Annotated in this window: 24 protein-coding genes; 3 read left to right on the top strand and 21 right to left on the bottom strand. The window is 66.2% G+C overall.

Features of this window, described 5'->3' with window-relative positions:
• Nucleotides 1-286 precede the first annotated feature (286 nt).
• The 16 genes from BMZ97_RS27865 to BMZ97_RS27940 form a co-directional block, all read right to left on the bottom strand.
• Nucleotides 287-1,699 carry a peptidoglycan DD-metalloendopeptidase family protein gene (locus BMZ97_RS27865; protein ID WP_244546637.1) on the bottom strand — a complete coding sequence of 471 codons (1,413 nt, stop codon included), beginning with the start codon at nt 1,697-1,699 and terminating at the stop codon, nt 287-289.
• A 167-nt stretch (nt 1,700-1,866) separates the two neighbouring features.
• Entirely contained in the window at nt 1,867-2,529 is a 663-nt protein-coding gene (locus BMZ97_RS27870; protein ID WP_092177820.1) for a protein-L-isoaspartate O-methyltransferase family protein, read from the bottom strand.
• A gap of 224 nt (nt 2,530-2,753) precedes the next feature.
• On the bottom strand, nt 2,754-3,515 hold the full coding sequence (gene surE / locus BMZ97_RS27875) for a 5'/3'-nucleotidase SurE (protein WP_092177633.1): 762 nt from the start codon (nt 3,513-3,515) through the stop codon (nt 2,754-2,756).
• Nucleotides 3,516-3,807: 292 nt separating this feature from the next.
• On the bottom strand, nt 3,808-5,109 hold the full coding sequence (gene serS / locus BMZ97_RS27880) for a serine--tRNA ligase (protein WP_092177635.1): 1,302 nt from the start codon (nt 5,107-5,109) through the stop codon (nt 3,808-3,810).
• Between the two features lie 242 nt (nt 5,110-5,351).
• A complete protein-coding gene (locus BMZ97_RS27885) occupies nt 5,352-5,636 on the bottom strand; it encodes a GIY-YIG nuclease family protein (RefSeq protein WP_092177637.1) in 285 nt (94 codons plus the stop codon).
• A 162-nt stretch (nt 5,637-5,798) separates the two neighbouring features.
• On the bottom strand, nt 5,799-6,614 hold the full coding sequence (gene tatC, locus BMZ97_RS27890; RefSeq protein ID WP_092177639.1) for a twin-arginine translocase subunit TatC: 816 nt from the start codon (nt 6,612-6,614) through the stop codon (nt 5,799-5,801).
• Nucleotides 6,611-7,132, bottom strand: a complete 522-nt coding sequence (gene tatB / locus BMZ97_RS27895) for a Sec-independent protein translocase protein TatB (RefSeq protein ID WP_092177641.1) — start codon at nt 7,130-7,132, stop codon at nt 6,611-6,613. The genes tatC and tatB overlap by 4 nt, the downstream gene beginning before the upstream one ends.
• A 48-nt stretch (nt 7,133-7,180) precedes the next feature.
• Complete coding sequence (locus BMZ97_RS27900; RefSeq protein WP_092177643.1) at nt 7,181-7,423, bottom strand: twin-arginine translocase TatA/TatE family subunit; 243 nt, start codon at nt 7,421-7,423, stop codon at nt 7,181-7,183.
• A 65-nt stretch (nt 7,424-7,488) separates the two neighbouring features.
• The gene (locus BMZ97_RS27905; RefSeq protein WP_244546638.1) at nt 7,489-8,601 is read right to left on the bottom strand and encodes an ABC transporter ATP-binding protein; all 1,113 of its coding nucleotides are present in this window, start codon (nt 8,599-8,601) and stop codon (nt 7,489-7,491) included.
• 212 nt (nt 8,602-8,813) lie between these two features.
• On the bottom strand, nt 8,814-9,521 hold the full coding sequence (gene scpB / locus BMZ97_RS27910) for an SMC-Scp complex subunit ScpB (protein WP_092177647.1): 708 nt from the start codon (nt 9,519-9,521) through the stop codon (nt 8,814-8,816).
• Nucleotides 9,522-9,528: 7 nt separating this feature from the next.
• Complete coding sequence (locus BMZ97_RS27915; RefSeq protein ID WP_092177649.1) at nt 9,529-10,356, bottom strand: segregation and condensation protein A; 828 nt, start codon at nt 10,354-10,356, stop codon at nt 9,529-9,531.
• Between the two features lie 50 nt (nt 10,357-10,406).
• Entirely contained in the window at nt 10,407-11,417 is a 1,011-nt protein-coding gene (gene nagZ / locus BMZ97_RS27920; protein WP_092177651.1) for a beta-N-acetylhexosaminidase, read from the bottom strand.
• A gap of 144 nt (nt 11,418-11,561) precedes the next feature.
• Nucleotides 11,562-12,659, bottom strand: a complete 1,098-nt coding sequence (locus BMZ97_RS27925; RefSeq protein ID WP_092177653.1) for a TRAP transporter substrate-binding protein — start codon at nt 12,657-12,659, stop codon at nt 11,562-11,564.
• A 263-nt stretch (nt 12,660-12,922) separates the two neighbouring features.
• Entirely contained in the window at nt 12,923-14,590 is a 1,668-nt protein-coding gene (locus tag BMZ97_RS27930; RefSeq protein WP_139221364.1) for an SPOR domain-containing protein, read from the bottom strand.
• Between the two features lie 96 nt (nt 14,591-14,686).
• Nucleotides 14,687-16,453: an arginine--tRNA ligase gene (gene argS / locus BMZ97_RS27935; protein ID WP_092177822.1), complete on the bottom strand. Its 1,767-nt coding sequence runs from the start codon at nt 16,451-16,453 to the stop codon at nt 14,687-14,689.
• Nucleotides 16,454-16,501: 48 nt separating this feature from the next.
• Entirely contained in the window at nt 16,502-17,731 is a 1,230-nt protein-coding gene (locus BMZ97_RS27940; RefSeq protein WP_092177657.1) for a deoxyguanosinetriphosphate triphosphohydrolase, read from the bottom strand.
• Nucleotides 17,732-17,829: 98 nt separating this feature from the next.
• Between BMZ97_RS27940 and BMZ97_RS27945 the strand changes: the two genes are divergently transcribed.
• Complete coding sequence (locus BMZ97_RS27945; RefSeq protein ID WP_092177659.1) at nt 17,830-18,180, top strand: HesB/IscA family protein; 351 nt, start codon at nt 17,830-17,832, stop codon at nt 18,178-18,180.
• A gap of 164 nt (nt 18,181-18,344) precedes the next feature.
• On the opposite strand, the gene BMZ97_RS27950 is transcribed toward BMZ97_RS27945, so the two are convergent.
• Nucleotides 18,345-18,893 (bottom strand): cold-shock protein, encoded by a 549-nt coding sequence (locus BMZ97_RS27950; RefSeq protein ID WP_244546647.1) that lies wholly within the window; start codon nt 18,891-18,893, stop codon nt 18,345-18,347.
• 253 nt (nt 18,894-19,146) lie between these two features.
• Here BMZ97_RS27950 and BMZ97_RS27955 point away from each other — a divergent pair, with 253 nt between their 5' ends.
• Nucleotides 19,147-19,779: a LysE family translocator gene (locus tag BMZ97_RS27955; RefSeq protein WP_092177663.1), complete on the top strand. Its 633-nt coding sequence runs from the start codon at nt 19,147-19,149 to the stop codon at nt 19,777-19,779.
• A gap of 14 nt (nt 19,780-19,793) precedes the next feature.
• Here BMZ97_RS27955 and BMZ97_RS27960 read toward each other — a convergent pair whose 3' ends face one another.
• Nucleotides 19,794-20,624, bottom strand: a complete 831-nt coding sequence (locus tag BMZ97_RS27960; RefSeq protein ID WP_092177665.1) for a helix-turn-helix transcriptional regulator — start codon at nt 20,622-20,624, stop codon at nt 19,794-19,796.
• Nucleotides 20,625-20,726: 102 nt separating this feature from the next.
• Between BMZ97_RS27960 and BMZ97_RS27965 the strand changes: the two genes are divergently transcribed.
• Nucleotides 20,727-21,608, top strand: coding sequence for an SDR family oxidoreductase (locus BMZ97_RS27965; RefSeq protein ID WP_092177667.1), 882 nt, complete (start codon nt 20,727-20,729; stop codon nt 21,606-21,608).
• Between the two features lie 151 nt (nt 21,609-21,759).
• Here the strand turns inward: BMZ97_RS27965 and BMZ97_RS27970 are convergent, their stop codons facing one another.
• The 3 genes from BMZ97_RS27970 to BMZ97_RS27980 all read right to left on the bottom strand — a co-directional run bounded on the left by BMZ97_RS27970 (nt 21,760) and on the right by BMZ97_RS27980 (nt 24,181).
• Nucleotides 21,760-22,107, bottom strand: a complete 348-nt coding sequence (locus BMZ97_RS27970) for a hypothetical protein (protein ID WP_139221365.1) — start codon at nt 22,105-22,107, stop codon at nt 21,760-21,762.
• A gap of 320 nt (nt 22,108-22,427) precedes the next feature.
• A complete protein-coding gene (locus BMZ97_RS27975) occupies nt 22,428-22,820 on the bottom strand; it encodes a GFA family protein (protein ID WP_092177670.1) in 393 nt (130 codons plus the stop codon).
• Between the two features lie 95 nt (nt 22,821-22,915).
• Nucleotides 22,916-24,181, bottom strand: a complete 1,266-nt coding sequence (locus BMZ97_RS27980; RefSeq protein WP_175525780.1) for an alkyl sulfatase dimerization domain-containing protein — start codon at nt 24,179-24,181, stop codon at nt 22,916-22,918.
• Nucleotides 24,182-24,261: the final 80 nt, after the last annotated feature.

Below are 24,261 nucleotides of genomic sequence, written 5' to 3' on the forward strand. Positions count from 1 at the left end.
GCCGGAACGCGGTGTTTGCCACCGGGAATCCAACGGCTTCCCGCCCGCACCAATCATAACACCAATCAAACACACAGGAATCCATCATAGAGTTCGACCGCGCCCTACGATGGATTCCGGGTCTCCGCTTCGCTGCGCCCGGAATGACGCGCGGTTGAATTCGATTGGGATGGAATAGACAAAGCAATAGCGGGGCGGCCTTTCCTGGGACCGCCCCGCCTTGTTCCGATCGGTGGGGTCTCGCGGGTACCGATCGAATTTCCAGGATCTCGAATTCCGAAGTCGCTCAGTTGGTCAGGTAAGGCGTCGGGTCGACCGGCGAGGAGCCCTTGCGCAGCTCGAAATGCAGCTGCGGCGAGGAAACGTTGCCGGACTGGCCGGAATTGGCGACGACCTGGCCGCGCTTGACCGTGTCGCCACGCTTGACCTTCAGATCGCCGTTATGGGCATAGGCCGAGACATAGCCGTTGGGGTGGCGGATCAGCACCAGATTGCCGTAGCCCTTGAGCTCGCTACCGGCATAGGCGACGGTGCCGCCCTCGGCCGCCTTCACCGGCGTGCCTTCCGGCACGGCGATGTTGATGCCCTCATTGCCGCCCTTGCCGCTATAGCCGCTGATGACACGGCCGCGTGCCGGCCAGCGGAAATCGGCCTTGTCGGATGCATCCTCCTCGGCGGCCTGCTTGGGCAGGCTCGCTGTGACGACGGGCTCCGGCGCGGCCTTCGGCACGGCCGTGACCTTGGGCTCGACGGCAGGCGCGCTAGCGACCACCACCGGCTTCGCCTTCTCGGGCGCAGGCTTCTTCACCTCGGCGACGACCGGCTTGGCAGCAGGCACGTTGGCGACGGGCGCGACAGGAACCGCCGCGACGGGCGTCTTGCGCGCCTCGGCCTTCGCCTTGGCTTCGGCTGCGAATTTGGCACGCGATTCGCGCATCGCCTGCGCGTCAGTTGCGGCTTTGCTCTTGGCCTGGGCGGCCTCGGTGGCTTTGGATTCGGCCGCAGCGCTCGCCTTGGCTTCGGCGACAGCCTTGGCCCGGGCGGGCGCGCTGGCCGGCATGGCGGGAGCCGCGATGCGGGCCGCAGGAGCTGTCGGCGGCGCGGTCGGCGGCGCGAGGTTGCGGGCAGGCTCGGGCCGGGCGTCGCTTTGAACCTGCGCGCTCTGGGCGAATTGCTGCCGCACGGCCGGGACTGAGCCTGCATTGGCGTTATAGACGGGAATGGTCAGGCGCGAGCCCGGCGCGATCGTGGGGCCCGAAAGCCCGTTCGCGGAGATCAGCGCGGCACGCGGCACGCCATAACGCGAGGAGATCATGTCGAGCGTCTCGCCCTGGGCGACGACGATCGGCGTGCCACCCTGCGCGGACCAGCCTGAGGCGCTGCCGCCTGTGGGAGACGGAGCCGAATTGCGCAGCGCCACGGCCGATTGCGGGGGCGGCAGCGGCTGCGAGCGGACCGAGGCCATGGCCGGCGCGGATGGCGGGTTCAGCGGCGTGCTGGCGACGCGGCCGATCGAGCCCGTGGTCGCAGGATCGCGCATCGGCGGGGCCGCCTGAGCGCTCTTGAAGGGGCTGGAGAAGGGCGCATCACTGAAGCGCATCGTCTCCGAGGAACAGGCGCTGACGCCCAGGGCAAGCAGGCAGACCGTCGACACGCGAAGGACGACGCTGGGCTGGACCGATCCGACTTGAATACGCATGGACTGGCACTCGTGAACAACGCAACTCGATGGGGAGCATTAAAGCCCCGTTCAGGTTACGAAAGCGTTTCGCCCTCTCCCGCCCGCTTCATTTTCTGTGCGGCTCTCAGGCGTCTTCGAGCGAAGCGGGTACCGGTTCGCAAAAAGAGATCGCGCTGGAGTAAGACTTAGAGAGCTCGCGCCAGGCCCGGCGCGAGCGGCGGCAGGCGCACCACCGGCCCCATGGCGTGGTCGAAGCTGCCATCGGCAGCCTTCGTCACCACGACCCGGCGCGCGATGCCATCGACGCGCAGGGCCCCAACAAGCCGTCCACCCGGCGAAAGCCGCATCAAGAGCGCCTCGGGCATGGCATGGGCGACGCCATTGACCAGGATCCGGTCGAAGCGGCCGAGCGTCCGGTCCGGCTGGAAGCCGTCGGCATGGCGCAGATCGACCGACTGGCCATAGCCATTGCCGCTGAGGCGCTCATGCGCGGCCAGCGCCAGCGTACGGTAGCGCTCCAGCGAGACGACCTCGCCACCCATCGCAGCCAGCAGCGCCGAGACATAGCCGGAGCCGGTGCCGACCTCGAGCACGCGGGCCGAAGGCTGCATCTCGAGCGCGGTCAGGAGCGCGGCGACCGTGTGCGGCGCCGTCATGGTCTGTCCGCAGGGCAGCGGCACCGAGACGTCCTGGCGCGCCAGATCGGCAAAGCGCGACGGCGCGAAACGCTCGCGCGGCACTCTCTCCATGGCGCGCAGCACGGTGAGATCGCGCACGCCCTGCGCCCGCAGCGACAAAAGGAAGGCGACAGTGCGCTCGCCCTCGCTGGCGGCCGCCCCCTCGGTCATCTCTGCGCCCTCGCCGTCCGTCATGGCTCAGGAGATGAGTAACGGAGGAATGCTCAGGCCGTCATGCTCGCCCTTGTGGCGAGCATCCACGTCTTGACCACGCCCTTCGATCAATGAAGGCGTGGATGGTCGGGACAAGCCCGACCATGACGGATGACCGACATAAGTCGGTCTCCGTCGAAACCTGCCCGACCATGACGGGAGAGGTCGCCACAGCATTTTGCTCAAGCGAACACCTGCGCGAAGCGGGTCAGCGTCGGCTCATGCGTCAGGTCGAGCTCCAGCGGCGTCAGCGAGATCTTCTTCTCGAACAGCGCGCGCAGATCGGTGCCGTTGGCGGGTTCGGATTTGCTGCGCTGGAAGGCGATCCAGAAATACGGGTTGCCGCGCCCGTCCTGGCGCGGCTCCAGCTTCATCAATTCCTGGTCGCGCCGGCCCTGCACCGTGACCGCGACACCGGCGACCTCGCTCGGGGGGACATTGGGGAAGTTGAGGTTGAACAGCACGTCCTTCGGGATGCCCTCGTCCAGCAGGCGCCGGATGATGCCGGGCGCATGGTGCTTGGCGCAGTCCCAATGGATCTGGTCGCGGCCGGCCGGCCCATAGGCCTGACTGACGGCGATCGAGGGAATGCCGAGCAGCGTGCCCTCCATCGCGGCCGCGATCGTGCCGGAATAGGTGACGTCCTCGGCGACGTTCTGGCCGCGATTGACGCCCGACAGCACGAGATCGGGCCGCTGCTCGATCATGATCGAGCGCGCCGCCATGATGACGCAGTCGGTCGGCGTGCCGGCGACCGCGTAGCGGCGCTTGTCGATCTGGCGCAGGCGCAGCGGATTGCTGAGCGACAGCGAATGCGCCACGCCCGACTGGTCGGTCTCGGGTGCGACAACCCAGACATCGTCGGAGAGCTGAGCGGCAATCGCCTCCAGCACGGCCAGCCCCTCGGCATGGATGCCGTCATCATTGGTGACGAGAATGCGCATGGGTCAGGAGTCTTTCATGGAAGCGCGAGGCTGTTGGGCGAAGCGCGCGGGGAACCCCTCTCCTGCATCGAAGTCGGGTATACCCGACTTCGACACTCTGAGTGCTGAACCCGGGTATACCCGGGTTCAGTGAGAGGGGCAGGGGTGAGGTGTAGGCCCCTGGACCAGTCGAACGCCAAGCTCACGGCGGGCTGCGGTGAGGTCACGGCCAAAGCGTCAACCGGCCGACCCCTCACCCTGCCCTCTCCCTCCGGGAGAGGGTTCCCCGCGTCCAATCCTGCCAGCGCGAGCATCACGCCTTCTCGATCCGCGTCACGCCGCGCATATAGGGCACCAGAACCTCCGGCACCGTGATCGAACCGTCGGCGTTCTGGTAGTTCTCCATCACCGCGATCAGCGCCCGGCCGACCGCCGTGCCCGAGCCGTTGAGCGTGTGGACGAAGCGCGGCGCACCGCCCTCGCCCGAACGGTAGCGCGCATTCATCCGCCGCGCCTGGAAATCGCCGCAGACCGAGCAGGAGGAGATCTCGCGATAGGTCTTCTGTCCCGGCAGCCAGACCTCGATGTCGTAAGTCTTCTGCGAGGCAAAGCCCATATCGCCGGTGCAGAGCGTCATCACGCGATAATGCAGGTCGAGCTTCTTCAGCACGGCCTCGGCGCAGGCCAGCATGCGCTCATGCTCCTCGCGCGATTTTTCGGGCGTGGTGATCGAGACCAGTTCGACCTTCTCGAACTGGTGCTGGCGCAGCATGCCGCGCGTATCGCGCCCGGCCGAGCCGGCCTCCGACCGGAAGCAGGGCGTCAGCGCGGTGTAGCGGCGCGGCAGCTCTTCCTCGGAGAGGATCGATTCGCGCACGAGGTTGGTGAGCGGAACTTCGGCTGTGGGGATGAGCCAGTGATCCTCGCCCGCCCTGAACTGATCGTCACGAAACTTTGGCAGTTGCGCCGTACCGAACATCGCATCGTCCCGCACCATCAATGGCGGATTGACCTCGGTATAGCCGTGCAGCTCCGTATGCGTGTCGAGCATGAACTGCCCGATCGCCCGGTTGAGCCTCGCAAGCCGCTGATTCAGCACGACGAAACGCGAGCCCGAGAGCTTCGCCGCCGTCTCGAAATCCATCTGGCCCAGTGCTTCGCCGAGCTCGTAATGCTCCTTGAGCTGGTTGAAGCCGAAGAGGCGGCCGCCGGTTCTCTCGGGCGCCTCGCCATGCACCGATTTCACGACATTGCCATGCTCGTCGGCGCCTTCGGGCACCTCCTCATGGGGCAGGTTCGGGATCGCGGCCAGTTGCTCGTTCAGCGCCTCGACCGCCGCCTTCTCCTGCGCTTCCAGCGCCGGCTGCAATTCCTTCAAGGCCGCGACCTCAGCCTTCAGGCTGTCGGCGAGTGCGACATCCTTGGCACCCATCGCTTTGCCGATCTCCTTGGAGAGGGCGTTGCGGCGTTCCTGCGAACTTTGCGCCTTGGCGATGGCCGAGCGGCGGGTATCGTCAAGTGCGAGCAGCGACGACGACAGCGGCTCGAGCCCCCGCCGCTTCAAGCCGGTATCGAACGCCTCGGCGTTCTCGCGAATCCATTTGATATCGTACATCGGTCTCAGGCCATGCCGCCGCTGCGGAATGCAGCGAGAAATGCTCTAGACCGGGATGGCGAGCGATGGAACCACTTCGATCACACAGAACTTGCCGTGGAACCTCACCGTCATCCTGGACAAGCCGCGAAGCGGCGCAGATCCGGGATCCATCGGAGGGCACTGCACTCTACGATGGATCCCGGGACGACCTACGGTCGCCCAGGATGACGTCGCGGGTGGAACAGACGGCCTTCGCAAGGTCAATCGAGATGGATCGTGCCGTAGAGGTCGCGCCAGTCGGGATTGGCGGCCTCGATCAGCGCGACCTTTCGCGCCCGCCGCCAGCGTTTCATGAGCTTTTCCTGCGCGATGGCCTCATCGGCGCGCGCGAAGCGTTCAGCGTAGACAAGATGGGTCGCGCCATACTTGCGGGCGAATTCTGAGCCTCGGCCTTCGCGATGCTCAGCGATCCGCCGGCTCAGGCTGTTGGTCACACCGACATAGAGCGTGCCGTTCCAGCCGCTGGCCATGATGTAGACCCACATCGCCTGCCACACCCCCCGTCATCCCGGCCGGAGCGCCGGGATCCATCATAGAGCGCCGTCTTGCCCTATGATGGATCCCGGAACTGCACCGCTACGCGGCTTGTCCGGGATGACGGCGCGGAAAAATGACAGGTCACAGCAAGCAAGCGAGACAGCAGAGGATCACTCCGCTGCCTTCTCTTCCTCAGCCTTCTTAGCTGCCCGCTTCTTCTCGACATAGCGCACCGAGAACACCGAAAGCTCGTAGAGCAGCAGCATCGGTACGGCGAGCATCAGCTGGGAGATCACGTCCGGCGGCGTCAGCACGGCGGCAATGACGAAGACGAAGACGATGGCGTAGCGGCGCTTGTCCTTGAGGAACTGCGAATCGATGATCCCCGCCTGCCCGAGCAGCGTCAGCACCACCGGCAATTGGAAGGCGACGCCGAAGGCGAAGATCAGCGTCATGATCAGCGAGAGATATTCGCTGACCTTGGGCAGGAGCGCGATGCCGGCCTGGGTCTCGGTCGCGGCCTGCTGCATGCCCAGCGAGAACTTCATCAGCACCGGCATGGCGAAGAAGAAGACCAGCGCGGCGCCAAGCGTGAAGAACACCGGCGTCGCCACGAGATAGGGCGCGAACGCCGCCTTCTCATTCTTATAGAGGCCCGGCGCGACGAATTTATAGACCTGCGTCGCGATCACCGGAAAGGCGAAGAAGCCGGCCCCGAATGCTGCCACCTTGATATGGGTGAAGAGCAGTTCGAGCGGGCCGGTATAGATCAACTGCGCGTTCGCGGTGCTCCCGGCCGCCCAGACATAGGGCTGCACCAGGATATTGTAGATCTGCGTCGAAACCGCAAAGCAGATGAAGAACATCAGCAGGAAAGCGATCAGCGACTTGATCAGCCGAGCCCTGAGCTCGATCAAATGGTCGATCAGCGGCGCGCGCGAGGCCTCGATCTCGTCCTCGCCGTCCTTCGCATTGACGACGCTCATGCTGCGCTCCCGTCTTCGGGTTCGCTGACTTTGGCCTTGCGCTTGCGCGGGGCGGCCTTGGCAGGCTCCGCCGCCACGACCTCGGGCTCCACCTTGGGCGCACGCTTGCGCTTTGGCTTCTCTTCGGTTGCAGCCTCCGCGATCGGCGCGGGCGCGATCTCGACGGGCGGCAAGGGCTCAGGCGCCGGCAGCGCCGCGAGCTTGGCCTCGGCCTCTTTGATCTGCGCGTCGGCGAGGCCCGTCGAGGCGGGCTCGCTGGGCATCTCGATGGGTTTGTAGTCGGAGTTCATGGCTGAAGACACGGAGCCGCCGACATCCTCGACCTGCTTCTTCAGGTCGTGCAGCTCGGCCTCGCGCATCGCGTCATTGAACTGGCCCTGGAACTCGCTGGCCATGCGGCGCACCTTGCCGACCACCTGGCCGACAGTGCGCATGGCTTTGGGCAGATCTTTCGGGCCGATCACGACGAGCGCAACCGCCCCGATCAGCATCAATTCGCTCCAGGCGATGTCGAACATCGATGGCTCGTCCTCTCAACCGCTCGCCGCGAGGCAAGCGGCGCGCCATCAGGCCTTGTGCTCGGCCTTGGCCGCAGCGGGATTGCTCGTGGTCGCCTGGTCGATGACCCGGGGATCGGCCGGAGCAGCGCTCGGCGGCGTGGCCGGCTCGTCATCATCGGCCATGCCCTTCTTGAAGGACTTGATGCCCTTGGCAACGTCGCCCATCAGCTCGGAAACCTTGCCGCGCCCGAACAGTAGCATCACGATGACGCCGACGACGATCCAGTGCCAGATACTGACGCCACCCATGGCGAACTCCTCCGAATTACAGTGCGGCCGGGCGTTGAGCCTCGGCCAACTTCTTGTGGCGGAACCTATGTGTCCCCCGCAGGGAACACAAGAACTTCATCCGTCGGAATATCGATGCCAACATCGTCGCCCTCGCGAACCTTCCCGGTGAGCGAGACCCGCGCGAGCAGCGGCCGGTCGAAGCCCGAGACCGCGAGCAGGACGTGATCGACCTCGCCAAGGAAGCGCCGCGTCACGACACGGCCAGGCAGGCAGAACCCCTTCGGCGTCAATCGGATCGCTTGCGGCCGGATGCAGACCACGGCTTGCGCGCCTTCGCCGAGATCGCCCGCCGGAAAGCGCCCCACCGGCGTATCCACCGCGCCGCGCAGGACACGGCCTTCTATCTCGGTAAAATCGCAGAAGAATCGGGCAGCAAAGAGGCTGTTGGGCTGACGGTAGAGCTGTTCGCCCGTGCCGATCTGGACGATCCGGCCTGCGCGCATCAGCACGATGCGGTCGGCGATGCGCATCGCATCCTCGGGATCATGCGTCACGATGATCGAGGTCGCCCCGGTTTCCTTGAGCAGCGCCGCCGTCTCGTCGCGCACCACATCGCGCAGGCGCCGGTCGAGATTGGAGAAGGGTTCGTCCATCAAGAGCACGCCGGGGCGCGGCGCTATGGCCCGGGCCAGCGCGACGCGCTGCTGCTCGCCACCCGACAACATATGTGGATAAGCCTCGCTGAGATCGGCAAGACCGACGCGGGCGATGGCGCGCAGCGCGGTCGCCTCGGCGGATCTCTCGTCATAACCGCGCAGGCCGAAGCGAACATTCTCGCGCACGCTCAGATGCGGGAACAGCGCATAGTCCTGGAAGACCAGCCCGACGCCGCGCTGCTCCGGCTCGACGAAGCCTTGCGGCGAGGACACATCGCTGCCCTCCAGCAGCACGCGCCCGGAACTCGGCCGCTCGACTCCGGCCGCAAGCCTGAGCAGCGTCGTCTTGCCGCAGCCCGACTGGCCAAGCAGGGCCACGACCTCGCCAGGCTCGATCGACAGGCTGACCTCGCTCAAAGCCGTCACATCGCCGAAGCGCTGCGTCACCCGGTCGAATCCCAAAGCCATCGGGATCGCGGCGCCGGCCGTCCCTCGCCTGCCCCAGCTCAGCCAGCGCGCCTTGGTCTCATTCGACGCCAAAAGATGCTCCACCCTGTCCACCAACCGCTGCGTCATTCCGGGCGTAGCCCCCGGGTCCGATCTTCGATCGGCCCAAGGGTAAACTCCGCGAAGACCCGGAATCCATCGTAGAGCCAGATCCGTCAAAGGATTGGCCCTCCGATGGATTCCGGATCTGCGCCGCTGACGCGGCTTGTCCGGAATGACGGCACGGGTGGGAAAGAAACCTCGCCCTACTCATCCGCCGTGTGCGGCGGCCCTTCGCCGTCGTCAAGCGGCGTGAAGAGGTCGCCGAGCGGATCCTCGTCGGCGCGCAGATCCGGATCATCGTCGGGAATCGGCACGGTGAGGTCCTTGGTCAGGCGCCCCTCGATGAAGCCCGAGCCCTTGAGCTCGTCGAGGCCGGGCAGGTCGTCGATGCGGTCGAGGCCGAAATGGTCGAGGAAACCCGGCGTCGTGCCATAGGTCACCGGCCGCCCGGGCGAGCGCCGGCGGCCACGCAGTCGCACCCAGCCTGCCTCCAGCAGGATGTCGAGCGTGCCCTTGGCGGTGGCGACGCCGCGAATCTCCTCGATCTCGGCCCGCGTCACCGGCTGGTGATAGGCGATGATCGAGAGCACCTCGAGTGCAGCCCGCGACAATTTGCGCGGCGGCTCGGCCTCGGCCGCCAGCAGATAGCCGAGATCGGGCGCAGTGCGGAAGGCGAAGCCGCCTGCGACCAGGCGCAGATTCACTCCGCGCGGCGCGTAGAGCTCGATCAGATGCTCCAGCACCTGCGCGACATCGACGCCGGCCGGCACCGAGCGCGCCAGTTCCTCGGCGCTCAACGGCATGGCCGAGGCGAAGAGCAGCGCCTCGACGATGCGTGTCGCCAGAGCCAGCACCTCGGCCTCGCCGCCATCATCCTCCTCGTCGAAATGCTCGGTCATCGCCACCGTCATCGCCCGCTCACAACGGCAAAGTCGGCGGCCGCGCCGAGCGGCGGCGCAGATAGAGCGGCGCGAAGGCTTCGTCCTGGCGCAGATCGAGCGCCCCCTCCTTCACCATCTCCAGCATTGCCGACAGCGCCGAGGCCCTGACGGTCGCCGTCATCTCGCGCGCCGGCAGGCCATGCGAGGTCATGTAGCGCGCGAGATAAGGATCGATCGCGGTCCAGTCGCCCGCCTCGCCGACGAGACGCTGCAAGGCCTCGCGCGCCTCGACCAGCGACCAGACGATGCGGTGGCCGACGGAGATATGGCCCTGGACGCGCCTCTGGCGCTGCTGCGCATAGGCGGAGAGCAGATCGTAGAGTTCGGCTTCCCAGATCGGGCGCGCGCCCGCCACGATCGGCTCGGGCGCGCCGCGCGCGAAAACATCCTGCCCCAGCAATTCGCGCGAGGCGAGCCGGCGTGACGCCTCGCGGATCGCCTCCAGCCGGCGCAGGCGCAAAGCGAGCGCGGTGGCGAGGTCGGCCGCGCTCGGCTCCTCGCCCTTGGGCGGCTCGGGCAAGAGCAGGCGTGATTTGAGATAGGCCAGCCAGGCCGCCATCACGAGATAATCGGCCGCGAGTTCGAGCCTGAGTGCCCGCGCCTGCTCGACGAAGACGAGATATTGCTCGGCCAGGGCCAGGATCGAGATGCGGTGCAGATCGACCTTTTGGCGCCGCGCCAGATCGAGCAGCAGGTCGAGCGGACCTTCATAGCCGTCGACATCGACGAGGAGCGCGGGTTCGCTCTCGCCGCCAGCCTGGTTGCGCCGCGGCTTTTCATCCTCGAATGGCAGTTCAGCGGCCATCTGGTCTAGGCCTGCCCCGATCGTCGACCCCGACCGGTAGGTTCGGCTGTTCAGGCGCTCAAGGCAAGCGCGCTTGCAAGCTGCGCCCTCGCTTCATCCACATCCAGAGGCTCGGGCTCGTGCCGGATGCGGGCGAGCGCCATCGCGGCGCGGCGGCCGCGCGCGCCTGTCATCTCCGGCACGGCGCCGGCGATTGCCATCATCTCCTCCATGATGCCGTGACAATGCAGCACGACATCGACGCCGGCGCGGATCGCCGCCTTGGCCTTCTCAGCGAATCCGCCCGCGAGCGCCTTCATCGAAATATCATCGGTCATGATCAGACCGTCGAAGCCGAGTTCGCCGCGCATGATCTCGCGGACGATCGTCTTCGACACTGTCGCCGGATGTTTCGGGTCCAGTGCGGTGAAGACGACATGGGCCGTCATCGCCATCGGCATGTCGGCGAGATGCCGGAAGGGGCGGAAATCGCTCGCCCGCAATTCCGCCAGCGAGGCCTCGACCACCGGCAGGTCATGATGGCTGTCGGCCTTGGCGCGGCCATGGCCGGGCATGTGCTTGATCACCGGCAGCACGCCGCCCGCGATCAGCCCCTCGGCCGCCGCCCGGCCGAGCCGCGCGATCATGTCGGGCTCATGCGCATAGGCGCGGTTGCCGATGACGTCGTGGCTGCCGGCGACGGGAACGTCGAGCACCGGCAGGCAATCGACATCGATGCCGACGGATTTCAGGTCATGCGCCATCAACCGCGCCGAAAGCCGCACGATTTCACGCTGCTGCACGGGATCATTGATACCCAGGAACGCTCGCGCCGGCGGGTAGGCCGGCCAATGCGGCGGCCCCATGCGCTGGACCCGGCCGCCCTCCTGGTCGATCAGGATCGGCGCGTGCCAGCCGACGGTCTCACGCATCTGCGCCGTCAGGGCCGCGACCTGCTCGGGCGATTGCGTGTTGCGCTTGAACAGGATGAAGCCCCAGGGCCGCGCCTCCCGGAAGAAGGCGCGCTCGTCCTGGGTCAGGCTCGTGCCGAGGCAGCCGGCGATGAAGGCGCGTGAGGTCATGTGACTGGGGTAGGAAGCGGCGCGGGCGCGGTCAAGCGCGCCCGTTATTGCGAGGAGCACAAGCGACGAAGCAACCCCGGGGGACGTGGCGCAAACACACCTGGATTGCTTCGCTACGCTCGCAATGACGGCCTGCAGGCCTTCTCAGCGCATCTGTGCCGACATCTGGGCGTTGAAGGCGTCGAAAGGCAGCTCGGCGATGCGGAACCAGAGCTGCTCCTTCTTCCAGTAGGGCAGGAACGAATCATAGAAGGTCTTGAAGGCCGGGTTGCTCGCGGCAAGCTCGCCATAAAGCGCGAAGGCCTCCTTGAACGCCGCCAGCATCACCTCCTGCGGGAAGGGGCGCAATTCGGCGCCAGCCGCTGCCAGCCGCAACAGGGCGTCGGGATTGCCATGGTCGTATTTGGCCACGCACAAGGCGTTGGCCTCCGAGCAGGCGGCTTCAAGCGCGGCCTTGTAGGCTGGCGGCAGATCGTTCCACTTGTCGAGGTTGGCGATGAAGCTGACATTGGCGCAGCCCTCCCAGAACCCCGGATAGTAGTAGTATTTCGCCACGCGCTGGAAACCGAGCTTTTCATCGTCGAGCGGGCCGGAAAACTCGACGGCGTCGAGCGTACCGCGTTCAAGAGCCGGATAGATGTCGCCGCCGGCGATCTGCTGCGGCACGACGCCGAGCCGCGCCATGATGCGCCCACCGAGGCCCGCAATGCGGAACTTCAGCCCCTTCAGGTCTTCGAGCGTCTTGATCTCCTTGCGGAACCAGCCGCCCATCTGGGCGCCGGTGTTGCCCGAAGGGATCGTGTAGCAATTATAGCCCTTCATGAAGGCGCGGCACAGTTCGAGCCCGCCGCCCTGGTAGAGCCAGGCGTTCTGCTGGCGCGTATTGAAGCCGAAGGGCAGCGAGGTCTCGAAGCCGAAGGCCGGGTCCTTGCCGATATAAAAGCTCGACAGCGTATGGCTGCACTCGACCGTGCCGTTCTGGACGGCGTCGAGCGCCTGCAGGCCGGGCACGATCTCGCCGGGTGCGAAGACCTGGATCTGGAACTGATTGTCGGTGAGCTCGCCGACGCGCTTGGCGACCTGCGTGCTGAGGCCATAGAGCGTGTCCAGGCTCTTGGGATAGCTCGAGGTCAGGCGCCAGCTGACCTTGGGCTGCGACTGGGCGATAGCGGGAGCGGCGATGGCTGTGCCACCGACTGCAGCGCCCGTGCCTGCAGCCTTGACGAATGTACGACGATCCATGGGTTTCCTCGGTCTCTTGTGTCGCTTGGAATTCTTGTCTCGCGCCCTGCCCTCACCCCGGCCAAGACATGCGCAAGCTGGGCCGCGACGCTACCCGCACTGGGCCCGCGCTTGAACCCCAACCATGCGGTAGTGTCATGCGCCGCAGGCCGAACGGAAAAGCCGCCGGCAGCGATAGGGCGCTGCCGGCGGCTCTTTATTAGGTCAGGCGTTATGCGACGGCTGAATCCCGCTCAGCTCTGGCCCGCTCAGTTCCTGCTCGCTCAGTTCTTGGCGATGAAGCACTGGCCGCCAGCCGTCTGCAGTTGCGTGCACATGGCCGTGGCGTCATCGCGCGAATAGGGGCCGACGCGCAGGCGGTAGACGGTCTTGCCGCCGGCGAGTTCGGTCTTGCGCACGATCGGCGCCTGGCCGCCCAGCTGATCGGGATATTTGCGCTGCAGCGCCGAGAAGGTAGCGCGCGCTTCCGCCTCGCTGCCGGGCGCGCCGAGCTGCACCGCGAAATCGCCGGTGCCGGCGCGGATCGCGGCCGTGGCCGGAGCAGCATTCGTCGTAGCCGGAGCGGCGCTGGCGACGCGCAGCGGCGGCGTGGTCGCGGGTGCCGGCGTCGCGACGCGTTCCTGCACTTTCGCGGCTTCGGGCGTCGTGGCAGGGCGCGGGCGCGGCTGGTTGTTGGCCGCCGTCGCGTTCGGATTGCTCGCGGCAGGCGCGGTGAGCTTGGTGGGGGCCGAACCCGTGACCGACGGCGATACGGCGTTGATATTGCCGTTGCCGTTCGCGCCGGGAGGTGGCGCGGGCGTGCCGTCGGGCCGGATCGCGACGGTGCGCACGCGGCGCGGCTCGCCCAGACCCGGAACGGCAGGTCCCGGCATCAACGCCGGCTCGGCCGGCGTCGCGCTGCGCTCGGGCACGGCAGGAGCGTTCGCCAGCGGGTTGGTCGTGCCGGAGGTGTCAGTGCCGCCGGTGACCACGGAGGAACCGGGGCCGGGCAGGACGACACGCGCCGGCATGCTCCGCGCTGCCTGCTGGACGTCGACCGGCTGTTCCTCGCGGCTGACCACCTGGGTCTGGGTCGAGGGAGCCTGTCCGACCTTTTCGTAGATCTGCTTGTTCTGGTTGGGAATCTCGGTGCCGCCGGGATTGGTCGGCTCGACCTTGGTCGGGCCGCGATCGGCGTTGATCACCAGCGGCGATCCGTCCTTGTTGGCCGGGCTGGACGAACGGAAGAACGACGCGCCGGCGACGCCGACGATGCCGATGACGGCGACCGAGGCCAGCAGCCATAGGCCCTTGCGCGAACGGCGCGGCTCGAGATCGGGCGCATCGTCCTCCGCCATCATCGGCCGCTCGGCCGGCTCGGACATGGCTGGCTGGCTGTAGCCGCCGGACTGCTCATAGGCATAAGAATAGCCGCCGGCCTCCTGATCGAGGTCGCGCGGCACATCAGCCACGCCCTGCACCGAAGCAGGCCGCTGATAGCTCTGCGGTTCCGGCAGGTGGAAGTCATGCTCTTCGGGCTCGTCGTAATGCTCGTCAGCAACAGGCGCGGGTGCCGGGGCCGTCGCCGGCCGAGCAACGTCGGTGCGCCGCAGCAGCGCCTCGAATTCGTCAAGCGCACCGCGCAGCTCCGCCGGAGGAGCAGAGCTCTCGGGCTTCGGCGGAACCGGAGCGGGCGCGAAGGAGGGCTCCTGCCGCGGCGGCTGCCAGGACTGCGCCGGCTGTTGCCAGGACTGTACCGGCTGCGGCACGGCTGCCGGCTGGCCGCGATGGGCGAAGATATCCTTCAGCGGATCGTCCTGCCCGACGATGCGCGTCAATTCCGCGAGCGGATCCGTGGCTTGGCCGGGCTTGGGCGCCTGGGCCGCGCCGCGAAGCTGACGCTCGAGATCTTCGAGGTCGAGGGCGAAACGGTTTCTAGCGGGCTCACTCATGGCATGATCCATTCCAGCGCGGGCCGAGGCGACGAATGGAACGCCGAACCTCACGCGCGGTCAAATTGACCTTGTGCGCGCTGCCGGAAGGTTCCGTCAGCGCATCTCTTCCGGCGCCGCTACACCCGCGACTGCCAGACCGGAAGCAAGAACGCTGCGCACCGCATGCACGAACGCCAATCTCGCTTCCGTCGACTTTCGATCAGTTTGATTAACGAACCGTAATTGCGGCGAGTCTTTGCCCTTGTTCCAAAGCGAGTGGAAGGCGCTCGCCAGCTCGTGCACGAAAAAGGCCACCCGATGCGGCTCATGCGCCAGGGCTGCACCCTCGATCATCCTGGGATAGGCCGCGATCATCTTGACGATGCCGATCTCGGCTTCGTCGGTGAGCATAGCGAGATCCGCTTGAGCCATCTTGGCGGGCAACAGATCGAGATCGGGAAAGGCCTCGCGCGCCTGCCGGAAGATCGAGGCGCAGCGCGCATGCGCGTACTGGACATAGAAGACCGGATTGTCCTTCGACTGCTCGACGACCTTGGCGAGATCGAAGTCGAGCGTCGCGTCGTTCTTGCGGAAGATCATCATGAAGCGCACCGCATCGCGGCCGACCTCGTCGATCACCTCACGCAGCGTGACGAAATCGCCGGAGCGCTTCGACATGCGCACCTGCTCGCCATTGCGCAGCAGCCGGACGAGCTGGCAGAGCTTGACGTCAAGGGCCCCGGCCCCGCCGGTCACCGCCTTCACAGCCGCCTGCATGCGCTTGACGTAGCCGCCATGGTCGGCGCCCCAGACGTCGATCATCTCGGTGAAGCCACGCGTGAACTTGGAGCGGTGATAGGCGATGTCGTTGGCAAAATAGGTGTAGCTGCCGTCCGACTTCAAAATCGGCCGGTCGACATCGTCGCCGAACTGGGTGGCGCGGAACAGGGTCTGCTCGCGATCCTCCCAATCCTCGTCCTTCTGGCCCTTGGGCGGCGGTAGGCGGCCCTCATAGATCAGGTCGCGGGCGCGCAGATCCGCGATCGTCTCGGCCACCGCGTCGAGATTGCCGTCGACCTTCTGCAGCGAGCGCTCGGAGAAGAAGACGTCGTGGACGACGCCGAGCGCCGCGAGATCGTCGCGGATCATCGCCATCATGCCGTCGATCGCGACCGCACGGACGAGCGGCAGCCACTCGGATTCGGGCTTCGTCAGCAAGGCGTCGCCATGCGCCTTGGCCAGCGTCTGCCCGACGGAGACGAGATAGTCGCCGGGATACAAGCCCTCGGGGATCTCGCCGATCGTCTCGCCCAGCGCCTCGCGGTAGCGCAGGAAGGCGGAGCGGGCGAGCACATCGACCTGCGCGCCGGCATCGTTGATGTAATATTCCCGCGCCACGTTGTGACCGGCGAAAGCCAGCACATTGGCGAGCGAATCACCGAAGACCGCACCGCGGCCATGGCCGACATGCATCGGCCCGGTCGGATTGGCCGAGACATATTCGACATTGATCCTCGGCTCGGGCTTGAACGCGCCCCGGCCGTAATCAAGCCCGGCCTCGACCGCGCTCTTGAGGATCGCGGTGAAGATCGCCGGCTGCAGCGTCAGGTTGATGAAGCCCGGCCCGGCGATCTCGGTCTTGACGATCGTTTCGTCGCTGGCGAGTTCCTCGCAGATCAATTGCGCCAGCGCGCGCGGATTGGTGCCCGCCTCCTTGGCCAGCACCATCGCGGCATTGGTCGCAAGGTCGCCATGGGCTGCATCCCTGGTCGGCTCGACCACGACCCGGCCGAGATTGAGCCCGGCGGGAAGCACACCACGCTCGGACAAGCGCGCCAGCGCGGCGTTGACGCGGGCGGAATAGGTCTCGAACAGGTTCATCGCGGTCATTCTTGGCGGTGGTTCGTGCTGGCAGGGAAGCGCCCGGCCCTATCGCAGCGAGGGGGTGGCGTCAAACAGGCGGCGGTGTTCGTCGAGCGCATACCAGTCGGTCATGCCGGCGATATAGTCCGAAATCCGCCGTGCCCGGCGCTGCGGATCGAGCCGCTCGCAGCCCTCGCCCCACTCCGCCGGCATCGCGCTGGGCTCGGCCAGGAAGCGCGAAAACAGGTCGCGCACCACATCAGCCGCCCTGCGCCGGATCTCAGCGATGCGCGGATGGCGATACATATTGGGATAGAGGAAGGCCTTGATCTCGCTGTCGGCCGTTGTGATCGCGTCGGAGAATGCGATGACGGGCGCGCCCGCCCGGCGGACCGCATCGGCGTCCCGCGGCTGCAGCGCCGCGATCCGGATCTGCGATTCCCCGATCACATCCTCGACAAAGCGGGTGATGACGCGCCGGACCAGCTCGTTGGTGGCGCGCGGCTTGGCGAGGCCGGGATGCAGCCGGTCAATCTCGTCGAGCAACTCCGCCAGGAAGGGCAGCTTGCGCAGATCCGTAAGCTCGAACAGCCCGGCGCGCAGGCCGTCGTCGAGATCATGGGCGTTGTAGGCGATGTCGTCGGCGAGCGCGGCGGCCTGCGCCTCCGCCGAGGCGTGGCTGTCGAGCCAGAGATCCTGCACTGACTGGTATTCGAGGATCGCGGCAGGAATGCCGGTATCCGCATAGCGTGCGGTCGGCTGGCCCTCGGCATCGAGCAGCGGGCCATTATGCTTGACCAGCCCCTCCAGCGTCTCCCAGCTCAGGTTCAGCCCGTCGAAGCCGGCATAGCGATGCTCCAATCGTGTCACGATTCGCAGCGTCTGCGCATTGTGGTCGAAGCCGCCGAACTCCCGCATGCATTCGTCGAGCGCATCCTCACCGGTATGACCGAAGGGCGTGTGGCCGAGATCATGCGCCAGCGCCAGCGCCTCGGCGAGATCCTCATCGAGTCCCAGCGCCCGGGCGAGCGCACGCGCGATCTGCGCCACCTCGATCGTATGCGTCAGTCGCGTGCGATAATGGTCTCCCTCATGCGAAACAAAGACTTGCGTCTTGTGCTTCAAGCGCCGGAAGGCCGTGGAATGGATGATGCGGTCGCGGTCGCGTTGGAACTGGCTACGCGTCGGCGAGCTAGGCTCATCGACCAGACGACCCCGACTGAGGCTCGAGCGGCAGGCATAGATCGCCCGCCAGCGGTCGCCGGGCTCGGGTTCGAGGCTCTGTTGATGCGGCATGGCGGACCTGTCATCGCCCCCTGCTTGTAGAGGCGCGTGCCGGCAATTACCTTTGTGGGCAACCCGGGTGCAAGGAGCATCTGCCCAAGGAGCTCGCCATGTCGACCGATATCGAGGTCAATCCGCGCGGTGTCGCCGTCACCGGCAAGGCCGCGAGCCGCATTCTCTCCGTGATGGAAAAGGAGCCGCCCGGCTCGATGCTGCGCGTCAGCGTCGCCGGCGGCGGCTGTTCCGGCTTCCAGTACATCTTCGACGTCGACCGGGAAAAAGCGCCGGGCGACCTCGTGATCGAGCGCGATGGCGCAACCGTGCTGATCGACGAGACCTCGCTCGATCTGCTCGAAGGCTGCACGATCGATTTCGTCGATGATCTGGTGGGGCAGTCGTTCCGCATCACCAACCCGAACGCGACGAGTTCGTGTGGGTGCGGGACCTCGTTCGCGGTGTGAAACCAACGCTCTAAACGTCGGGAACGACCTTCCTCATCATGGTCGGGCTTGTCCCGACCATCCACGTCTTCATTTGTCGAGGACAGTGTTCAAGACGTGGATGCTCGCCACAAGGGCGAGCATGACGGCGTGGATTGCTTGACCGGACAAGCGGCTGTTCGGCGTCAATGCGAACTGATCGCGCCGCCCTGCTCCAGCCGGATCTCGGCGGCCATCAGACCCTTCGGCCCGGGGCCGTAGCGCACCAGCACGGCCTGGCCCGGGATCAATTCCACCAGACCGTAACGCCGCAGCGTTTCCATATGGACGAAGATGTCCGGTGCGCCCTCGCCCGCCGAGACGAAGCCGAAGCCGCGCAGACGGTTGAACCACTTCACCACCATGCGCTCGAGGCCGCTGGTCGGCGTGACCGAGACATTGGTGCGCGCCATCGGCAATTCGGCGGGATGGCGCCCGGCGCTGGTGTCGATCGACAGAACCCGCACCGCCTGCCGGCCGCGCGTCTTCTCGATCGCCTCGAGCACGATGCGCGCACCCTCGGCAATGGCGTTGAAGCCGTCGCGCTTCAGGATGGTGACGTGGACGAGCACGTCGGCGCCGCCATCCTCTGGGACGACGAAGCCATAGCCCTTGCTGACGTCGAACCATTTGACATAGCCGGCGAGCTCGACACCGGCCTCATGAGACAGCCCATCGGACCCGTCGAGCCGCATCACGCGATTGAGCGACTGGATCGGTCCTACTGGTGGACGCCCGCTCTCACCGTACTCGTCGGACATGTGCCGCTCACCCCCGCGCGAATGGCTTGATTCGTGGTGTCACGATACCATTGCTGCCAAGGCGCGATACAGCCCGCAGAGCTTCATCCACATCAACGAGAGGGAAATATTCAATTGTATGCAGCTTGGCCGCCCAAAGCTCAGTCGTCATGATCACGCGCACCGCCATTTGATTCCGGAGAGACCGATGCAAGACCTGCAGACCCTGGTTCTCTTTACGGCAGCTTGCGCGGTGCTGACCGCGACGCCTGGGCCCGACATGCTGCTGATCGCGTCGCGCAGCCTGAGCCAGGGCCGCGTCGCCGGTTTCCTGACCTATGCCGGCATCGCCGCGGGCAGCTATCTGCAGGCCTTCGCCGCCGCATTCGGGCTGTCGCAGCTCTTCATCCTGGTTCCGACCGCCTACGACATCCTGCGCTGGGTCGGCGCGGCCTATCTCGCCTGGCTCGCCTGGACGACCCTGCGTTCGAGAACCCCGCTCTTCGCGCCCGATGCCACGGCAAACACCGTCTCGATGCGTCGCATCTTCATGCAGGGCCTGCTGACCAACCTGCTCAACCCCAAAATGGCACTGTTCATGCTGGCCTTGCTGCCGCAGTTCCTGAAGCCGGAAGCCGGCTCGGTCGCGCTTCAGGTCATGGTTCTGGCAACGATCCTCAACCTGATGGGGCTGATCACGAATGGCATCGTGATCCTGACCGCGAGCCGGCTCGGCCACGCCATCGCCAGCCGCCCGCATCTCGCGCGCCTGCCGCAGAAGCTGATGGGTGCGGTCTTCGGCGCGCTGGCGATCAGGCTGGCGGTCTCGGCGCGCGAGTGAAGCTCGTGCGTCGCCTAACGCGTTGCTGGTAGTCCTTCGACCAGGGACTCGATGAGCTTCCGATCGGCCGGCGTGGCCGGATTGTAGACGATCAGGCTCAGATCCGGCCGCGCATCCACCGCGAAGGCAGAGTACTCCAGGGTGATCGGTCCCAGCCGGGGATGACGCAGGCGCTTCACGCCGTCGCCATGCGTCTGGACATTGTTGTCGCGCCACATCGATGCGAATTCAGGGCTCGCCTGGCTCAACTCGTCGACCAGCTTCGCAACCTCCGCGTCGGCGCCCGCGCGTGCGGCATCGATCCGGAAAGTAGCCACGACGAAGCGGGCCACGGCTTCCCATTCCGACTGTGCGGCGCGGACGCGGGGGTCACAGAAGATCAGGCGCAGGACGTTGCGTTGATCGGGCGGGAGCGCGCCATAGTCGGTCAGCACGGCCGCGGCTGCGCGGTTCCAGGCGACGACGTCCCAGGTCGCCGTCCTGACGATCGCAGGGCTGTAGGTCAGCACGTCGAGCAGGCGCTGCAATCGTGGCGTGATCGCGTCGCTGCCGCGATAACGGACCTCAGGCGGACGACCGAGGCCGACAAGGAACAGATGCTCGCGCTCGACATCCGTCAGCGTCAGCGCCCGTGCGATCCGGTCGAGCACATCCGCCGAGGGGCTGCCGCCGCGCCCCTGCTCCAGCCAAGTGTACCAGGTCGCGCTGATATTGGCGCGCTGCGCCACCTCCTCGCGGCGCAGCCCCGCGGTTCGCCGCCGGCCGCCGGCAAAGCCGAAGGAAGCGGGATCGAGCTTCGTGCGTCGGCTCCTGAGATAGACGCCGAGCGAATTGCTGTCGGACATCGCGGCTCGCCTGTTAGCTATTATACCGGGATAAGCTCACTACTTTACCTGAATATCTAGCCTGCTCACAATGGCCACAGCAGAATTCTGGAGGCTGAACGCATGCGCATATTCGTGACGGGAGCCACCGGCTGGGTCGGCTCGGCGGTGGTCGAGGAGCTGGTCGGAGCCGGCCATAAAGTGACGGGACTGGCCCGCTCTGACGAGAAAGCTGCCGAGCTCGCAGCCACCGGCGCCGATGTGCTGCGCGGCGCGCTTGATGATCTCGATGCGTTGCGCAGCGCAGCCTCGGCAGCGGACGCTGTGATCCACACCGCGTTCAATCACGATTTCTCCAGATTCGCCGAGAATGCCCAGCAGGACCAGCGCGCCATTGAGACGCTGGGAGGCGCGCTGGAGGGATCGGACCGTCCGCTACTCGTCACCTCGGGCTTCGCGCGCCTCGCACCGGGCCGGGTCGCGACCGAGCTGGACGTGCCCTCCTCCGATCCATCCTTCCCACGTCGATCCGAGGCGGCAGCGCGAGCGCTGGCGGAGCGCGGCGTGCGCGCTGCAACGATCCGGCTCGCGCCGTCGGTCCACGGCCTTGGCGACCACGGCTTCATCCCGATCCTGATTGCGATGGCGCGCGAGAAGGGCGTGTCGGCCTATATCGGCGAGGGCCAGAACCGCTGGGCCGGCGTGCACCGGCTGGACACTGGGCGCCTCTACCGGCTCGCACTCGAACAGGGCGCAACCGAGCCCGCCTATCACGCGGTCGCCGACGAAGGCACGCCCTTCAAGGATATCGCCGAGGTGATCGGCCGCCGGCTCGGCTTGCCCGTCGAATCGCGTGGCCGCGAGCATTTCGGCTGGTTCGCCGACTTCGCAGGCGCTGACATGGCGGCGTCGAGCGAACGCACGCGGTTGCTGCTCGGTTGGCAGCCGACCGGCCCGGACCTGCTCAGCGATATCGATCAGCCCGGCTACTATGCCGTTCGATGAGGCATGCGGCGCGCCCTACCGCCGACCCCTAGGGCCGGATGATTTCAGATGGAATCACAAGGTGATCCATCTAAAACCTGAATCCATCTCTCATCTTAAGAGTGAGAGCAGGATCGATGCGAAAAACCGGCTCCCACGTTTCGCACCTGCTCTAGCGCAGCCAGGACGGGGCGACATAGCCGACGCAGCGCAGCTCTCCGCGCTTCGGGTTCACCACCTCGAAGGCGGAGACCGGGCAGTTGTTCGCAGGCGCCGGCTCCTTGAGCTCGGTGATGGAGCCATTGCCCGGACGAAGCTTGCGGAACGTCCAGGTCGAGCCCCCTGAATAATACTGCGAGCTGAGCTGCCAGCTCTGAGCCATGACCTCTTCGCTGAGCAGCGGGACCGACAGCGCGAAGGCACAAGCCCCGCCGGTCAAGGCATTCGCGAGCCGTCTCAAGACCGGACGGGAGGATGCCTGAGCGGCATCTGCGTTCGCTTTCGGGGCGTTCTGTGTCATCGGGGGACATCCAAAATTGCACTGCCCCCAAAGCTGCAATCATGACGCCGGGTAAGTTCGCTGGATGTTGGGCCTCCGAAACCACGCCATCATTCCGAGCTACCCTCTGGTCCTGGCGAAAGACGGAAGGGCCGTGGCTTGCCTGCTCCCCATGATTGCCGGCTGCGCCGGGGAGCGGGCCAAGACAATCGCCCGCAGCACAGCCCGGTGCTTTCCCTGGGCGAAACGATGCGCCCATGGGCGGCAGCCGGATCCCTGGCTATCGTCCTCGCCCGGCGGAATGGAATGTCGGCACGGCGCCCTCGCCCCGCTCGTGCGACCTAATCCTCAAAGCGGCTCGTGGCGTCACGATCACGCTCGTATCGTCTCTTGAGCGGAAATGGCGGCAACCAGGCCTCTCGGCGGATCGTCCAGAGCTCATAGGTCGGCATCAGCTGGTCGGGAGCATCCAGCGATCCCAGGTTCACTTCGATTTCGTCGGCGCTGCGCGCGAAAACGGGCGAGCCGCAACGGGGACAGAAAAACCGCCCGGCATAGTCGCGTGTTTCGCCATCGATCGTCACCGCATCCTGAGGGAACACCGCGGACGCGTGAAAAAGCGCCCCATGATGCTTGCGGCAGTCGAGACAGTGACAAAGGCCGACCCGGTATGGGCGCCCCGACGCCACAATCCGGACGTCGCCGCATAGGCAACCACCCGTGAACCGGTCCATGCTGCGTCTCCTCCGACATCCAGCGGTTGAAATGCTTAAAGCGCCGCCCGTCGAGCGTCCATGAAGGGGCACCAGCCTTTTCGGCCGCCGCTCAATCAGGCTTTCGATTTCGCTTCCGCATCGCGCTGGTAGACCGCGAAAAAGGCCTTCCCCATCAGCGTGGTCTCACCGTCGATGCATCTCTGGAGAACGGCGGCGCGGATGGCTTGAATCCGCGCGTCCGCCGGAGCGGCCGCGCCGGCGAATTCGGCAAGCTGCGCCGCTAGCCGCGTCTGGCCTTCCCCGGACAGGATAGCAGCCCGCTCGGCAAGCTTGTCCGCGCCGCCCGCGAGCCGCGCCAGTTCCAATGCCAGATCGGCAGTCCGCGCCGGCTTCAGATGCGCCGGATCGCCATCGAACCAGCCGGCATAGAAATGGTAGATGGCCCGAACGAGGAATTCGGGATCGTCATATTTCGGCAGCAGATAAGGCTTCGCGAGATAGCGGGGCGGGACTTTGACCGCGTGCAGCACCTCATCGAGCGTAGCGCCCTCGTTGATCAACCGGAGCGTCTCACTCGTCAGATATTCGAGTGCCTCGGCACCGTCCCGCAGCACCTGCGCGGCCCGCTCCTTGCCGAAAATCACCGGCCCATGGCCCGGGATCAGGATCTCCGGCTCGAGTTTTTGCATGCGCCGCAATGCGACCGCCCAATCCGCGGCATAACGCTGGACCTTGCGCGGGTTGCCCGCATTCGGGAACACCCAGATCACGAAGTCCCCGCTCGCCAGGACGCGCCGCTTCGGCAGCCAGACGAAGCTGGCGTCGTCGGTTTCGCCACGCCCGTGGAAGAGCGCGATCTCCTCACCGCCGATCGTGAGCGACAAGCTCTCGTCATAGACCTCGTCAGGCCGCCGCTGGCCGATCGGGTAGACATAGCCCGGCTTGTTGAACTGCTGGCCCTGAACCAGGCTGTTGAAGCCGTGCGACGCTTCGTATCGCTCCATGCGGCGCCGCACATTCCGGTGAGCCACGATGCGCGGCCTGGGGCGGCCCCTCGCATCCGCTTCCTCGTCGATGAGCGTGATGCCGCTGGTGTGGTCGATATGGCCGTGGGTGTAGATCACGGTGTGGATCGGGCTGTCGTCCCAGCCTCGCACGACGGCCAGGGTCCGGGCCGCGGTATCGGGCTTGGCCGTGTCGATCAGGACGAGCCCGGCATCGGTGCGGATGGCCGTGACGCTGCCGCAGAAATACGTCGTATGGACGGTGATAATGGTGTCGGCGACCTGCGTGATCGCGCCCTCCGATACCGCCGCCGTCCACTCCTCCATGGGGGCGGCGCCGCTCCAGAGCCGCTCGAACAACGCGTCGTGAGCCATCCCGAAATCCCTCTCAACGGAGCTGCACCTCTTGCTTAGCACCGCCAAGGGAGGAGTGAAGCCAGGACAGGAGAGATGCT

It is taken from the genome of Allobosea sp. OK403 (assembly GCF_900113835.1).
Taxonomy (GTDB): Bacteria; Pseudomonadota; Alphaproteobacteria; order Rhizobiales; family Beijerinckiaceae; genus Allobosea.

What these genes read in the sequence shown, in the direction of transcription:
- argS (WP_092177822.1), bottom strand. Translation starts at nt 16,453, where the DNA reads ATGAACCTGTTCGAGACCTATTCCGCCCGCGTCAACGCCGCGCTGGCG.
- serS (WP_092177635.1), bottom strand. Translation starts at nt 5,109, where the DNA reads ATGTACGATATCAAATGGATTCGCGAGAACGCCGAGGCGTTCGATACC.
- nagZ (WP_092177651.1), bottom strand. Translation starts at nt 11,417, where the DNA reads ATGACCTCACGCGCCTTCATCGCCGGCTGCCTCGGCACGAGCCTGACC.
- BMZ97_RS27885 (WP_092177637.1), bottom strand. Translation starts at nt 5,636, where the DNA reads ATGTGGGTCTACATCATGGCCAGCGGCTGGAACGGCACGCTCTATGTC.
- BMZ97_RS27925 (WP_092177653.1), bottom strand. Translation starts at nt 12,659, where the DNA reads ATGGATCGTCGTACATTCGTCAAGGCTGCAGGCACGGGCGCTGCAGTC.
- BMZ97_RS27965 (WP_092177667.1), top strand. Translation starts at nt 20,727, where the DNA reads ATGCGCATATTCGTGACGGGAGCCACCGGCTGGGTCGGCTCGGCGGTG.
- BMZ97_RS27870 (WP_092177820.1), bottom strand. Translation starts at nt 2,529, where the DNA reads ATGACCGAGGGGGCGGCCGCCAGCGAGGGCGAGCGCACTGTCGCCTTC.
- BMZ97_RS27915 (WP_092177649.1), bottom strand. Translation starts at nt 10,356, where the DNA reads ATGGCCGCTGAACTGCCATTCGAGGATGAAAAGCCGCGGCGCAACCAG.
- BMZ97_RS27900 (WP_092177643.1), bottom strand. Translation starts at nt 7,423, where the DNA reads ATGGGTGGCGTCAGTATCTGGCACTGGATCGTCGTCGGCGTCATCGTG.
- BMZ97_RS27955 (WP_092177663.1), top strand. Translation starts at nt 19,147, where the DNA reads ATGCAAGACCTGCAGACCCTGGTTCTCTTTACGGCAGCTTGCGCGGTG.
- BMZ97_RS27945 (WP_092177659.1), top strand. Translation starts at nt 17,830, where the DNA reads ATGTCGACCGATATCGAGGTCAATCCGCGCGGTGTCGCCGTCACCGGC.
- BMZ97_RS27980 (WP_175525780.1), bottom strand. Translation starts at nt 24,181, where the DNA reads ATGGCTCACGACGCGTTGTTCGAGCGGCTCTGGAGCGGCGCCGCCCCC.
- BMZ97_RS27930 (WP_139221364.1), bottom strand. Translation starts at nt 14,590, where the DNA reads ATGAGTGAGCCCGCTAGAAACCGTTTCGCCCTCGACCTCGAAGATCTC.
- BMZ97_RS27865 (WP_244546637.1), bottom strand. Translation starts at nt 1,699, where the DNA reads ATGCGTATTCAAGTCGGATCGGTCCAGCCCAGCGTCGTCCTTCGCGTG.
- tatC (WP_092177639.1), bottom strand. Translation starts at nt 6,614, where the DNA reads ATGAGCGTCGTCAATGCGAAGGACGGCGAGGACGAGATCGAGGCCTCG.
- surE (WP_092177633.1), bottom strand. Translation starts at nt 3,515, where the DNA reads ATGCGCATTCTCGTCACCAATGATGACGGCATCCATGCCGAGGGGCTG.
- tatB (WP_092177641.1), bottom strand. Translation starts at nt 7,132, where the DNA reads ATGTTCGACATCGCCTGGAGCGAATTGATGCTGATCGGGGCGGTTGCG.
- BMZ97_RS27975 (WP_092177670.1), bottom strand. Translation starts at nt 22,820, where the DNA reads ATGGACCGGTTCACGGGTGGTTGCCTATGCGGCGACGTCCGGATTGTG.
- BMZ97_RS27950 (WP_244546647.1), bottom strand. Translation starts at nt 18,893, where the DNA reads ATGCGGCTCGACGGGTCCGATGGGCTGTCTCATGAGGCCGGTGTCGAG.
- BMZ97_RS27970 (WP_139221365.1), bottom strand. Translation starts at nt 22,107, where the DNA reads ATGACACAGAACGCCCCGAAAGCGAACGCAGATGCCGCTCAGGCATCC.
- scpB (WP_092177647.1), bottom strand. Translation starts at nt 9,521, where the DNA reads ATGACGGTGGCGATGACCGAGCATTTCGACGAGGAGGATGATGGCGGC.
- BMZ97_RS27960 (WP_092177665.1), bottom strand. Translation starts at nt 20,624, where the DNA reads ATGTCCGACAGCAATTCGCTCGGCGTCTATCTCAGGAGCCGACGCACG.
- BMZ97_RS27940 (WP_092177657.1), bottom strand. Translation starts at nt 17,731, where the DNA reads ATGCCGCATCAACAGAGCCTCGAACCCGAGCCCGGCGACCGCTGGCGG.